This is a genomic window from Haloactinopolyspora alba (assembly GCF_003014555.1).
Lineage (GTDB): Bacteria > Actinomycetota > Actinomycetes > Jiangellales > Jiangellaceae > Haloactinopolyspora > Haloactinopolyspora alba.
The window spans coordinates 86487-99010 of the sequence record NZ_PYGE01000014.1 but is presented as its reverse complement, the minus strand read 5'-3'; the positions used below and the strand labels follow the sequence as shown (position 1 = coordinate 99010).

At 70.0% G+C, this 12524-nt stretch carries 12 protein-coding genes; 4 read left to right on the top strand and 8 right to left on the bottom strand.

The window, feature by feature from the left end; all coding sequences use genetic code 11:
• The first annotated feature begins 51 nt into the window (after positions 1 to 51).
• Both CLV30_RS17935 and CLV30_RS17930 read left to right on the top strand, forming a co-directional pair.
• The gene (locus tag CLV30_RS17935; protein WP_106538603.1) at positions 52 to 858 is read left to right on the top strand and encodes a hypothetical protein; all 807 of its coding nucleotides are present in this window, start codon (positions 52 to 54) and stop codon (positions 856 to 858) included.
• A 3-nt stretch (positions 859 to 861) separates the two neighbouring features.
• Entirely contained in the window at positions 862 to 1632 is a 771-nt protein-coding gene (locus CLV30_RS17930; protein ID WP_106538602.1) for a J domain-containing protein, read from the top strand.
• Between the two features lie 71 nt (positions 1633 to 1703).
• Here CLV30_RS17930 and CLV30_RS17925 read toward each other — a convergent pair whose 3' ends face one another.
• Positions 1704 to 2510 (bottom strand): hypothetical protein, encoded by an 807-nt coding sequence (locus tag CLV30_RS17925; RefSeq protein WP_106538601.1) that lies wholly within the window; start codon positions 2508 to 2510, stop codon positions 1704 to 1706.
• On the bottom strand, positions 2507 to 3886 hold the full coding sequence (locus CLV30_RS17920; RefSeq protein ID WP_106538600.1) for a CHAP domain-containing protein: 1380 nt from the start codon (positions 3884 to 3886) through the stop codon (positions 2507 to 2509). The genes CLV30_RS17925 and CLV30_RS17920 overlap by 4 nt, the downstream gene beginning before the upstream one ends.
• A gap of 186 nt (positions 3887 to 4072) precedes the next feature.
• On the opposite strand from CLV30_RS17920, the gene CLV30_RS17915 reads away from it, so the two are divergent.
• Positions 4073 to 5935, top strand: a complete 1863-nt coding sequence (locus CLV30_RS17915; protein ID WP_106538599.1) for a hypothetical protein — start codon at positions 4073 to 4075, stop codon at positions 5933 to 5935.
• Positions 5936 to 5980: 45 nt separating this feature from the next.
• Positions 5981 to 6274, top strand: coding sequence for a hypothetical protein (locus CLV30_RS17910; protein WP_106538598.1), 294 nt, complete (start codon positions 5981 to 5983; stop codon positions 6272 to 6274).
• Between the two features lie 87 nt (positions 6275 to 6361).
• On the opposite strand, the gene CLV30_RS17905 is transcribed toward CLV30_RS17910, so the two are convergent.
• From CLV30_RS17905 to trxA, 6 genes are all read right to left on the bottom strand, one after another.
• A complete protein-coding gene (locus CLV30_RS17905) occupies positions 6362 to 6754 on the bottom strand; it encodes a hypothetical protein (RefSeq protein WP_129710880.1) in 393 nt (130 codons plus the stop codon).
• A gap of 29 nt (positions 6755 to 6783) precedes the next feature.
• Positions 6784 to 7389, bottom strand: coding sequence for a hypothetical protein (locus tag CLV30_RS17900; RefSeq protein ID WP_106538596.1), 606 nt, complete (start codon positions 7387 to 7389; stop codon positions 6784 to 6786).
• Positions 7390 to 7504: 115 nt separating this feature from the next.
• A complete protein-coding gene (locus CLV30_RS17895; RefSeq protein ID WP_106538595.1) occupies positions 7505 to 8233 on the bottom strand; it encodes a hypothetical protein in 729 nt (242 codons plus the stop codon).
• Positions 8230 to 10998, bottom strand: a complete 2769-nt coding sequence (locus tag CLV30_RS17890) for an FtsK/SpoIIIE domain-containing protein (protein ID WP_106538594.1) — start codon at positions 10996 to 10998, stop codon at positions 8230 to 8232. Before CLV30_RS17890 ends, CLV30_RS17895 begins: the two co-directional genes overlap by 4 nt.
• 84 nt (positions 10999 to 11082) lie before the next feature.
• Complete coding sequence (locus tag CLV30_RS17885) at positions 11083 to 11571, bottom strand: hypothetical protein (RefSeq protein WP_106538593.1); 489 nt, start codon at positions 11569 to 11571, stop codon at positions 11083 to 11085.
• Between the two features lie 610 nt (positions 11572 to 12181).
• Complete coding sequence (gene trxA, locus CLV30_RS17880) at positions 12182 to 12508, bottom strand: thioredoxin (protein ID WP_106538592.1); 327 nt, start codon at positions 12506 to 12508, stop codon at positions 12182 to 12184.
• Positions 12509 to 12524 lie beyond the last annotated feature (16 nt).

Sequence of the window (12524 nt, the reverse complement as noted above, 5' to 3'; positions counted from 1 at the left end):
CCGCCACGTCGCGACGCAGGTCCGGGAGAGGTGGTCCGGCGATCCGCGGGCATGCCGTCGCGGGCCGTCGACGTTGACCCCGGCGCATCCTCCACGAGCGACGTCGACTTTGCGGCCGCGCCCGCGTGGTCAGCGTGGAAGCTGATGCCGCCATCGGTGCAGGTCCGGCTCAAGGTGGACGCGAGGCTCGACCCGATCGTGGCCATCGTGAACGGGGCCAAGGAGCCCGTCGTACGTAAACGTGGGGACCGCTACGTCGAACGCGCGTATGCGTGGTCGGTGGACCACCAGTCGTTGGCGGTGGTCGATGCCTCGCGGCAGCTGGAGCGCATGGACGGGGCACGGTTCCGGCCCGTCGAGTCTTGGCAGCTGACAGTGCGCCGTCGACCGTTCGTCGGAGAGGTCCGCCAGCGTTCCGGCACGGTACCCGCCGACCGTGCCGTTGATACCGATGTCGCTGACACGTCTGGCGGACCGGGCTGGGTCGACGTTATCGATCTACTGCCTGCCCCGGTGCGGGCCCAGGTCCGGGCGGTCGTGCCGAAGCCGGAGGTCGACTTCGATGTTCTCCTGCAGGGGAACGAGCGTGGCGTGCCGGCGGATCACGAAGCCGGGCTGGTGCGTGCGACGGCGAACATGATGATCGCTGTGTCGGCGACTCAGACTATCCAGGTGCGCCGGCGTATGCCCGCCGACGAGGCCGAGAGACAACTGGCGGTCGCGCCCTGGGATGTGACAACGGTAACGGCACAACTGGGGCCCGAGCGGATCATCGAGTTGGACGCTGACCGGTCGCTCGGCGACGCGGTTGGCGTGAATCGGGCAGAGCTATCGCATGGCGATGGCCGGACGTCGTAGCTGATGGTGCCAGATCCGGACTATTACGAATTGCTGGGCGTCGCGCCGGACGCGTCCGCTGAGGAGATCAAGGCGGCTCACCGGAGAGTGGTCGTCTCCGCGCATCCCGACAAAGGTGGGACCGACGGTCTGTTTCATCTGGTCACACGGGCTTACGAGACGCTCAGTGATCCAACCGAGCGGGCTGCATATGACGCCATCCGAAACGGTCCTGGTTCCGATCGTGTCACCGATGTAACGAACGACGACAACTTCCATCACGTCTCGGACCCTGGCTGGGGTGCCGAAACTACCTGGAACGCGGACCGGGGTTTCGAGGTCAAGAAGTCTCCGCGGATCCGCCTACTTGCCTGGGCCGCACGCAGTCGTTCAGCGCACCATGCAAAGCGGGTCAGCAAGATCGCAATGGTTGTTCTGTTCGCAACTTGCCTTACCGTATTGCTGATCCCGGACCTTATCCGGCCGGATCGGGCGGAGCCAGACGCGTTCATGTGGCTACTTCAACTTCCCCCGGTCACTGCCGGATTGGCCGGCCTGTACCTGTTTTTCCTCTATCCACGAGACATGGGCGTACTCGAAGCCTCCGTACTGCCGCACGGCATCGTGGCGATCGGGCTGATTGCCTGGCCGTTCGCCTACGGCGACATCGCTACAGCGGCCGAGCGATGGACCTACGGCGGCCTTGCGTTGGCCTGGTTGCTGTACCTCGTCGCGCTCTTCATCATCGGCGTCGTGAACGAGGCCGAACAGCGGGCGGCGCGTGGACGGATCTAGGCATGAGCATCGGCGGGGCCGACCAGTATTCGGCGTCGATAACCGGCGTGGACCCGTGGTACCCGGACCCGTCAGGAGGGTGTGCCGGTCGGCAGCGGCTGGAACGTGGGTGAGAACTCGGGACGGCGCATCTCGGTGATGTGCCACGGATCGGACTTGGACTGACGTTCCAGGTGGACGTACCAGGTGTCGTCGCTCACCGAGCCGTTCCAGCCGTCCCGGCCGAGCGGCGTAAAGCTGACGGCGATCTTTCGCATGGCGGTGGTCGCGGTGTCGCCACGCTCAGCGGGTGCGGTCTGGTCGTTCGAGATGACGTCCTGAATCGTGTTGATCGACGCGTACGCGTCGTGCTCGGCCCAGGTGTCCCAGTCGTCCTCGACGTCTTCACCGAGACGCTCGAGGTCGTAGACGTCGGCGTCGTACGGCTCGGCCAGCCATGGCTCGGCGCGGCGTAGCGCCTCTTCCGGATCGGCGTCGGTGGTGGAGTCCATGGAGTAGGCGGCCGTCACGGCGGCGAGCGCCAGTTGGGACGGTGAGGTCTCGTCGACGGTGGACGGCTCCGGCGCCTGTGTTGGTCCGGGTCTTTCGATTCCGGGCGGTGGGGTGAGTGGAGGCCGCGACGACGAGGTCGGTGAGGCAGAGTCCGCGGGTGTCGGCGAGTCCTGACTCTCGGGCGCGGAGTCGTGCTCTCCTGCATCCGTGTCGTCGTCGGTCGCGGCCCTCGGTTGTGCCGCAGTTTCACCCGTACCGGCCTCCCCGGCCTCACCGGAGCTGCCGAAGCCGAAGATCAGCATGAGCCCGAGGACCGCGAGCGCAGCGGCGGCGAGCACCAGCTGGCCGGTGCTGAGCCGTTCGGTGCGCGTGCTTTCGTCATTCATTCGCCGGGCTCCTGCGCGGCCCCACCGGCGACACGCCCGTACCCGACCAGGCCGGAGCTGGTGCCGGTGGCGAAGGTCCCGGTGGACTGCTGGATGGTGTCTGACTCGTTGCCGCCGATCGTGACCAGCGTCTGCTGTTCCGGGTTGACGGCGACGACGATGTTGACGTGGCCGGCGTAGATGGCGACGTCGCCGGGTTGTGGATCCTGCTGGCCCGGAGTGAAGAACTGACTGCCGTGAGCGCCACGGCGGAACCATTCCTCCATGCCCATGACGGCGGGAATCTGCCAGTCGTGGCGCCAGAAGTACATCTTCGTGCCGGGGGTCGGCTTGAACGGGACGCCCGCCGCCTTGAACACCCAGCTGACGAAGTCCGCGCACCAATCCTCGTGCCCGTCGTCGATGTAGACGTCGCAGATGCGGCCGCAGTGCGTCTGCTCACGCGGGCCACGTTCGAACTCCTTGCGCGCGATCTGCACGACGGAGCCGAGGTCACCGGTCGGTGGTGCGCAGGGATCGGGTGCGGGACCGTCACGGCTACCTCCGTCACCGACGCCGAGGCCGTGCGGATCGGCCCATGCGGCGATGAAGTCGCCGTTGTGGTCGTACCGGCCACCCGCCTGTCCGGTGTAACCGTTCTGGGGGGTGACGCCGCTCTTGGTCAGGTCGCTGTGCAGGAGTGCATGGACGTTGTGCAGGTACCTTCGGACCTCCCACGCACGGCCCCACTCCGGCCCGTCGAGCGTGTCGCCGGGACGGGTGTTGTTGGCGATGGTTCCCGGCCCGGCGTTGTACATCGCGGACGCGTGCAGGAGCGTGCCGGGGAGCCATGGTTTGCCGATCGATCCCACGGGCATGCCGACCGTGGTGGATCCGTAGATCGGCGCGCCCTTCGCAGGCGACACCGAGAACATGCTGGCGGCGGAGTGCAGCGCGTCGGCCGGGTCGTTGCGGTCGGCGGTGCCGTCGCCACCGCCGTCGATGCCGTAGTCGCGCCAGGTGCCGGGAACGAACTGCATGGGCCCGCCCGCGCCGGCCGACGAGGTGGGCCAGTCCGTGTCCGGCGCACGCCACACGTTGCCGTTCTCGGTGAGGAAGATGGCTGCGAGGAAGTTCGGGTTGACGTCGAAGGCCTCGGCGGCATCGCCGATCAGCGGACGCCAGGGCTTCGGCACGTTGGCCGACAGGCCCGTCGGCAGCTCGCCTTGGCACTGGTCGCCGTTCCCACCCTCGAGCAGGAACTCGCATTCGACGAACGGGATGTCGTCCATCGACTTGCACGCGGCCGCAGACACGAGACCGAACGCCGCGGCCAGCATGAGCATCGGGGCGACCAGGAAGAAGAGCACGCCACCGACGGCGACCTTCTTCCACATGTCCGGCCACCTCGCTCGGCTCGTCGTGCACGGCGGCGTCCCGCTTCTCCTCGCCTGACTCTGTAGGTGGTCGAAACGTCCCGGCTGTGACATCGAGGGGGCGGCGACTCGTCCGTGGTCCGGTGTCACAGCCGGGGGCCGGAACCGACCTTCAGTAACCGAGAGATCGATCCGAGGGAGGGTGCGGTGACGGCCCAGGAACCGGCGCGCGCACGACCGGGTGAGTCCGCGGGGACGGCGGGCGCCGCCGACGAGCACGCCGCCCGTTTCGAGGCCACCCGGCCGGTGGCAGCGACCCGGCCCGGGTTCAGCGCCGCCGCGCTCACCGCTGCAGCCGCGGCGGTCGCCGTCCTGGCTGTCGCGGTCTGGACCATCCTCGTGGTGCTCGATCAGCCTGGCCCGGGGCTGGTCCTGGCGGCACCGGTTCTGGGCTGCGCGGCGGTGCTGGGCGTGCTGGCCGCGCGACGCCGGCGACGCGACCAGGCGACGGCTGGGCTCGCGGGCTCCATGACCGAGCCCATCGGTGTACCGGACACGACCTATCTCGAGGTGGACGCGCGACGGTGGAAGGGCGGGTGGGTCGGCATCCCGCATCTGCTCAACGTCCGGTATCCCACGGTCGTCGACGACGCCGCTCCCGGCTGGGCCGAGGCCGTCGCCCGTGCGGTGCACGCCCACCTGGGTGAGCAGTACGTGGTGGCCAGGCACAACGCCCGTGACGGACGGCTCACGCTCCGTGATCCGAGCCGCTCACCGGGGCCGCTGAGTACACAGCCGGAGCCGGAGGCGACGCCCGATCCGGAACCGGCACGCCGTACGACCGAGAAGATCCATCGCCCGCCACCACCGGGCGACCAGCGTCCGGGGCGCCCCGTCGCGTTGGGCGTGAACGCCTCGGGCGCACAGGTGACGTGGGATCCCGGAGGTTCGCACGGCAGCCTGCTGGTGCTCGGCCGGTCGGGTTCGGGCAAGCGGGTGCTGCTGACCGGGGTCGCCCTCGAAGCCGCGGTCCGGGGGTGGCCGGTGTGGATCATCGACCATCGGCGGGTCGACCTGCACGGGCTGCGCGACTGGCCGAACGTGCAGATCGTGGCGTCGACACTGGACGATCAGATCGTCGTCCTCGAGCACGCCTGGCGTGAGATGGAGAGCCGGGTGGAGCTGGTCGAGTCCGGCACCAGCCCGGCGGACCTGGAGCCGCTGGTCGTCATGGTCCACCATTTCCGCGAGTTCGCCACCGCGGTCGCCGAGGCCGCCGCCCGCGCCGACCAGAGCGCTGCGGGTGCCGCCCTCGCGTCCGACCGTGTCACCCAGTTGCTGCGCCACGGGGGTCAGGTCAACGTCGTCGTCGTGCTGAGCGTGCAACGCGCGGACGATCCGCTGCTACGCGAGCAGCACCGGGACGACCTCGGCACGGTCGTCGCGCTGGGGCGGTTGGACGCACCCGCGAGTTCCGTTCTGTGGCGTGGCGCCGACGCGGACGAGTCGGCCGAGCCGGTTCCCGGCCGGGGCGTGGTTCGTGTCGGTGACGGCACGGCCGCCACGGTGCAGTGCTACTGGACGCCGGATCCGCGCGAGGCGCGACGCATCGGTGACGAGCAGGATCTCCGGCTGATCGAGGCGTTCCGCCCACATGTCGTCACGCACCCCGTCCTGCACGTGCAGCGCCCGCGTGCGCGCAGCGACAGCCCTGCCGCGACGTGGCGAGCCACGCTGTCAGGCGAGCTCACCGAAGGGTACGCGAGTGCGGCGAGCGGGCTGGTCGACTGGGGCCGTGCCCGCCGGACGGAGCAGTCCGACGACACTGCCGGCGCGGGACGCGACGCCGGCGGGTGGTCCGAGATCGTCATGGTCTCCCAGCTCGAACCCGGCAACCTGGCGCGCATCGACGACGACACCGGCTGGGTGGTCGTGGAACAGGTGGACGCGGTCGAGAACGACGGCACTCGCCTGCGGATCCAGTGGCGAGGCTCCGACGGGGCCGGCACCGCCGAGGTGTCGCGCACCCGCACCGTCCGTATCCGCCACCTGAGTGACGGGGTGTACTGACATCGACACAACCATCGACACAAAACGGGCAAGGTGACACCGACCATGGCCGAGGCGACCTCTGGCAACGATGCGCTGGTCATGCTGCTCGCGGCGCCGCTGGCGCTGCCGGTCGCGGCGCCGCTGGTGTTCGGTGCCTGGACGGAGGGCCGGCAATGGATGATCGAGCGTGGCTTCATCGCCTCGCCGGAGGACGCCGTGTGGTCCGTTCCGGGCTGGGACGGAGCCGGCGTCGGAAGCGCCCACATCGTCCTCGGCGCCTGCCTGGTCGTGTTGATCATGGTCGTCGGCTCGATGGTGGCGCGGCGGGGCCCGAGCGACGAGTCGATCGACACCTGACGTCGAGGACAGGTCCGAGCGCACCGGGCGACGGACGCCATCGGGACGAACGCCACGACGGAGGACCGGCGACCAGGGAACGACCGGTCAGCCCGCGGCCGATCGCCGCCGGCTCCTGGCGTCGTCCAGCCGCCGCAAGGTGCGGTCCTTCTCGGCCAACGTCCCGGCAGTGCGTTCCAGCGCCCGCCGGATCGTTTCGCAGATGCGGTCCCAACGTTCGTGCAAGGCACGCATCGCGGCGGCGAAAGCTCGTTCGACGGCGTCCGCCACGCGCTGCGGGATGCCCGCGTCGTCGGCCGCCGGAACCGAGCGGTGTGTCGCGTCGACGATGCGTGTGCGCGCGGCGGCCAGGTCGGCGGCGCTGCGTTCGTCGGCGCGGCGCGCATGCGCCAGGGCGTGCTCGAGCGCGCGGCGGGCCCGGTCGAGCTGACGGACCTCGGCCTCGAGGGCCTGCACTGTCTGCGGAGGCGGGGTCGACACGGCGGGCCGGACCTGTGTGCTCGCCGCGTTCAGCGCCGCGCGACGTGGACGGCCTCGCGGCCGCGGTCGCCCACGGCCTTCGCCGCGCTCGGGATCACCTGACCGAGCCGCGACCGGGCCTGCCCCAGACCATCACTGACCTGGGCGGCGCCCTTGCCGACCTCGTCGCCGCCCGCCTTGAGCTGCTCGGTGTTCTTGCCGATGTGATCGGCCCCTTCGATCAGGCCGTCGACAGCCGTCTCGAGGCGGGTTGCGGTCTCGCGCAGCTGTTCGGTGAACGTCGTGACCTGTGCGGCGATCGGGCGGATACGTGGCTCGAGCGCGGCCGCCAGGTCGGTGTCGCCACGCTGGAGGTTGCTGCATGCGGTGTTCAGCACACCCGCGGCCTGCTCGGTCGTCGCGGCGGAGCGTTTCAACTCGTCGAACTTCGCGCGCGCCTCGTCGGCCTTGGCGCGTAACGTGGCGGTGGCGGTGCGTGCCTCCTCGGCCGGTCCGCGCAGCGCGTTCAACGCCTCGACGGCGGCATCGGCCTGCCGTTGCAGTTCGGTCAGGCCGCGCGCGGTCTCGTCGCCGCCGCGGGTGAGGTCGTTCGAAACCCCGATGAGGATCTCGCCGGACTCCTTGATGCTCGGCATGCCGTGCCCACCCTTCCACGATGTCGACTCACCGCAGCGCCCCTGTCGTGGGCGTGCTGTCCGTGTAGGTGTCCTGCGTGGCACCGTTGTGACGCCCCAGGGCGAAATCGGCCGATCAGACCGCCGTGGTGAGCACCGACACCAGCGCGAGTCCGACGATGGCGACCGCCGCGACCAGCGCACCGAAGCGCGAGACAGCCGCGGGATCGGGGCTGCGTGCGAGGCTCGGCCCGGCGCACACCTGGGGGAGACGCAGCACGACGGCGGCGAGCAATGCGGCGCCCGTGACCACCGCCGTGCCCGCCAGCAGCGCGACGATCGTCGTCGTCGAGGACGCGGCGCTCGCCGCCAGGACGAGCGCGCCGACGGTGCCCAGGACCCCCGCGATCGCGACGACGACGCGCAGCGCCGTGCGGTCCGCGGCTCGCCGCCAGGTGTCGAACTCGGCCTCCGCGGTGCGCAGCTGGTCACGGCGCCGGGCCAGAGACGCGAGCGCCGCGCCGAGATCGGCGCCCATGGCCCGCGGATCAGGAACCGGTGCGCTCGCGCCGGTGTCCGCCGGGCCGATGCCGTGCCGTTCACGTACGGCGACGACGTGCTCGGCTGCGGCTGCGGCCTCCGCTCCGGCCTTGTCGATGCCGCGAAGCCGGGACCCGGACGCGGTCTCGAGCTCTTCGCGCTGCTCGACGGTGGCGGCTTCGTCGTGGCGCAGGGCCAACTCGCTGCTGTGGACCGACGAGGTGAAATGGGTCAGCGACGCGCAGTAGGCCCGCATCGCCGGACCGCGCGGCGGGCCGGCGTGTCCGGTGTGGTCCTCGTGCTCGGCTTCGGCATGCGCGGTCACCGGAGTGCTCCGTCCAGCAGTTCGGGCAGGTGAGTGCCGACCGTCAACGGGTCGACCAGCCGCGGATCGGTGTCACCGGCGAGGTCGTGGAACCACATCCGGCCGCGGGCCGCCGCGAACGGTGGGCGTCGACCCAGGAAGGTCGCCGTGTCGACGACGTCCGTTCCGGCATCGGCGCGCAGCTGCAGCCGCTCGCCGTCGGGACCCAGCGATCGCAGCCGGTCGGGGGTGTCGAGCCAGATCAGCGGGAACACCGACCGGGCCGGGGCGTCGGAGCACAGCCAGCTCAGCGGGTGCGGCTCGTCGGTGGCGGCGTAGAACGGCACCTCGAGGTCGCTGTACTGCAGGCCGAGCACGGCCACGAACGCCGCGCCGCCGTGATCCGCGGCGACGTCCGGCAGCGTGCCGGCGTCCTTCTCGGTCACGGTGGTGACGCGCTCGCCCAGCAGTTCGACGACGCGGTCGAGCGGGCGTCGCGCCGGGACCGTCTCGGGCAGCAGGTCCAGCACGACGAAGCGCGCATCGCGGCAGCCCGGCTGCAGTGCGAGGCCGGCGAGGATCGCAGCGACGGAGTTCACCGCCCGGCTCTCGTCCCGGTCCGACAGCAGCAGGCCGCGTCCACCGCCCGGGTGGGCCGGAACCCCGACCAGCGGCGGGTCGACGCCGACGGGAGCACCCACGTAGATCGACGGTGTCGTGGCCGCGGTCAGCGTGTCGGCCACGTCGGCGAGCTCGACCGCGCTGGCACCACGGCTGACCCGGATCGGTCGCGGGCCGGCGAGGTGCCGGGCGTCGATGTCGGCGCGGATGCTGCGGCGCTCGTCGGGTTCGAGCAGGCCGGCCTGGAACAGCTGGTCGGCGTCCCTGTCGCCGTGGCTGCGGTTCAGGACGCCGGAGCCACGTCGTCCGGTGTCGAGACGGTCGCGGACCGTGCGGTCCAGGAGCGTGCTGAGCTCGTCCGGCTTGCAGCGCAGTCCCAGACGCAGCTCGAGCTGGTCGAACACGGACGCCTTCTGCAGACCCCGTCCCTGGCCGACGGAGTTGAGGCTCTGGGTGGCGAGCAGCAGGTGGATGCCCTGGCTGCGGCCCTGTTTGGCGAGGACGTCCAGGCTCGACCACGCCTCGTCCTCGGTGGGACCGGCCAGCATCAACTGGAACTCGTCGGCGATGAGCAGGACACGGGGCAACCGGGCGCCGGTGACCTCCCGGTACTCGGCGATGTTCTTGATCTCTTGTCCGAAGGCGGCCGAAGCGTCCTTGAACAGCTGCTTGCGCCGTGCGTCGACCGAACGCAGGTGGTGGAGGACGCCCAGCGCGAAGGTCGCGTCGGCCTCGATGCCGACGGTGCGCACGTGCGGCAGCGCCGGACTGCCGGGGCGCGGGGCGTACTCGGCGAACTCGACGCCTGCTTTCATGTCCAGCAGGTGCAGCTCGAGCTCGTCCGGGGGGTAGCGGTGGACCAGCGCATGGATGAACGCGTGCAGCAGCGTCGTCTTGCCCGAGCCGGAGGGCCCGACCAGAAGCCCGCCGATCGGCACGTCCTCGTCGTCGCCGACGGCGAGTTCGATGGGGGTGCCGTCGGCGCCGAGACCGACGGGTGCGCTGACGGTGGTCGTGGTGGACGCGGACTCCGGAGGCTCGCTCTGCAACAGTTCCGTCAGCCGGACCGGCCGGTTCGAGCCGCGAGCCGCGGCGGGCGCGAGGACGGTGGCCAGGAATCGGTGCTGCCGGGTGCCCGGCGGGTTCGGGCAGCGCACACGTGTGTGGTGATGCAACGCCGGTGGAGCCGACTCCCAGGATGCGCCGCCGTCGTCGTCGACGTGCACGTGCTCGGCGGTCGAGGTGAGATCGGACAGGGAGACGCCCTGCGGAAGGTCGCGACCGGTGTCGATCACCGCGACGACGGCGACGCCGCATCGGTTTCCGGTGCGCGCCAGCGACCACAGCTGCTGTGCGTCGTCGGTGTGCAGACTCCCGTCGAGGCCGGCGGCGAACACCAGCGTGCACGGAACGCCCTGGGCGCTGCCGTCGTGCCAGCGGGAGACCAGCGAGTCGCCGTCACCGAGAAGCACGCGGCTGTTCAGCCGGTGAACGTGTTCACGCAGCGTGGTGAGCTCCGCGGCGATCTCGTCGTGTGTGGCGCGGACACCGCCGCTGACCAGTGGCTCCGGCAGTCTGCTGAGAATGCCCAGATTCTGGCCGAGCCCGCCGGCGTCGAGCAGATGGGCACGCAGTGACCCCGGCGGAGCCGCGGCGAGCGCGCGGGTGACGAACCCTTGCGCGAGGTTGTGCGCGGGTGCGCGACCGGCCGGCGTGTGGGTGATGACGACGTTGGCGCCGAGCGCGGGCAGCACGAACGGAAGCTCGACGATGGAGTTCGGGGAAGCGAGCCCGAGGGTGGCGACGTGAACGACGCGGGGTGGCTCGACGGGCTCGTCGTAGGGTTCCTCCCAGACTGCGGCGTCCCAGGGCTGATGGGCGTATCCGGGACCGTGGCCGAGGAGTTCGGTGATGTCGAGACGGGCCCGGTCGGTGGCGGCGGCGAGCAGCGCGTTGGTGCGAGCGTGGCGGCGTTCGGCGTCGCGGGTGAGGGTCTGCTGCTGCTCGGCGAACCGCCGGCGCTCGCGTTCGGCGGCCCGAGCCGCCAGGACACGCAGCTGCTCGGCGGCGTGGTCGGTGGTGTCGACGGCGTGTGCGAGCCGCGCCGGCGGGTCGTCGGGTCCGGTGCCCGCACGCCGTCCGGCACGGAGGGCGGAAAGACGCATCGTGCACTTCCTCCCGTCACGCTGGTGGCTGTCCTCTACGAAGGTGTCCGAGGATGCCGATTTGTGACGGGTGAAGTGCCGGCGTCAGCGGTGGTCGTCGTCGCCGTCGTCGGGCACGCGGACGAACCGTTCGAGCATGTCCGCCCGGGTCTCCCACTCGGGGTACTTGAACAGGATCGCGCTGGTTGTCGCTCCGACGGCGAGCGCGCCGGCGAGCACCCAGGCTCCGCTGGAGAACCAGCCGAGCAGTGCCACCACTCCGGCCGTCGTGAGTGCGCCCTGCCCGCCGATGGTGGCCAGGCCGGCGATGTCATCGTTGTCACGACGGCGAGCGATGAAGTCGACACCCCCGCAGACGAGACCGAACACGGCCACCGGCGTGAACGCGGGGTGCAGATCGGCCACGCCGGCCAGGTCGAGCACCGTGCCGACCGCTGCGAGGACGATGGCCAGAATGGAGGCCATCATCGTGGCGATGCCCAACAACAACAGCATCGTGTGCCGCACCGCCATCGAGGTGTACGCCTCGATGGCGGCGCTCTCGGCATTCGAGAAATCGTCCCTGTATTCCATGCATACCTCTTCGCCGTGGCGATCTTGCGTGGTTCACGGTCCCTGCCGGCGTAGGTGTCGGCGCAAGGACTTCCGTGACGAGATGATCCGGGAGAACACGTGTGTCGGCAAACGGAGCGGATTGTTTGGGCGGATATGCCATTGAATGACTGAACGGCGCGATGAGCAAGAGGTCGCGCTCTGCGCATCGAATCGCCTATCGCGCGATTCGCCCCCTTATGCGCCCTTTGTCCCCGCCTGCACGTTGCCGAAAATGATCACGTTCCGCATGGAATTCCCTGCGTCACCACCCCTGCAGTCCTCGTGATGCGCAGAGGATCCTCGTGATGCATCGTGCATGAGCGGTGGCGACCACCACTCGTCACGATGCGGTGCTGTGATTCTCGCCACTGTGGTACGGAGGCGTTACGGGACGCCGCGGCCGGGGTCGGCACTGCGGCCGGCGTGGGACATCACCAGGCGTATGTACGCATCACGAGGCATGTAAGGGTGGTGACGCAGGGGATTCCATCCATGCTTCAACAACGTGGATCATTTACAGGCCGGGCGCAAGGTGATGCCCGCCGGACTGGTGTGTCCGACGGGCATCCGAGGTCAGGCAGCGGTGGCGTCAGCTGGGGACGTAGTCGCCGAGCTCGTTGAGCAGGGCCGCCTTCGGCTTGGCGCCGATGATCTCCTTGACGACCTGGCCGCCGTCGAAGACCTTCAGCGCCGGGATCGAGGTGATGCGGTACGCGGCGGCGGTCTCGGGGTTCTCGTCGGTGTTGAGCTTGACGATGTCGAGGTCGTCCTGCTTGCCCGCGATCTCCTCGAGCACCGGGGCGATCATGCGGCACGGCGTGCACCATTCAGCCCAGAAATCGACGAGCACCGGCTTGTCGTTCTTGAGCACCTTCTCGGCGAAGTCGGCATCGGTGACGTGCTGGATGTTCCCCATTGATCACTCCTTGTGA

Coding starts and splice junctions, on each gene's coding strand:
- CLV30_RS17935 (WP_106538603.1), top strand. CDS start 52: ATGCCGTCGCGGGCCGTCGACGTTGACCCCGGCGCATCCTCCACGAGC.
- CLV30_RS17930 (WP_106538602.1), top strand. CDS start 862: ATGGTGCCAGATCCGGACTATTACGAATTGCTGGGCGTCGCGCCGGAC.
- CLV30_RS17925 (WP_106538601.1), bottom strand. CDS start 2,510: ATGAATGACGAAAGCACGCGCACCGAACGGCTCAGCACCGGCCAGCTG.
- CLV30_RS17920 (WP_106538600.1), bottom strand. CDS start 3,886: ATGTGGAAGAAGGTCGCCGTCGGTGGCGTGCTCTTCTTCCTGGTCGCC.
- CLV30_RS17910 (WP_106538598.1), top strand. CDS start 5,981: ATGGCCGAGGCGACCTCTGGCAACGATGCGCTGGTCATGCTGCTCGCG.
- CLV30_RS17900 (WP_106538596.1), bottom strand. CDS start 7,389: ATGCCGAGCATCAAGGAGTCCGGCGAGATCCTCATCGGGGTTTCGAAC.
- CLV30_RS17890 (WP_106538594.1), bottom strand. CDS start 10,998: ATGCGTCTTTCCGCCCTCCGTGCCGGACGGCGTGCGGGCACCGGACCC.
- CLV30_RS17885 (WP_106538593.1), bottom strand. CDS start 11,571: ATGGAATACAGGGACGATTTCTCGAATGCCGAGAGCGCCGCCATCGAG.
- trxA (WP_106538592.1), bottom strand. CDS start 12,508: ATGGGGAACATCCAGCACGTCACCGATGCCGACTTCGCCGAGAAGGTG.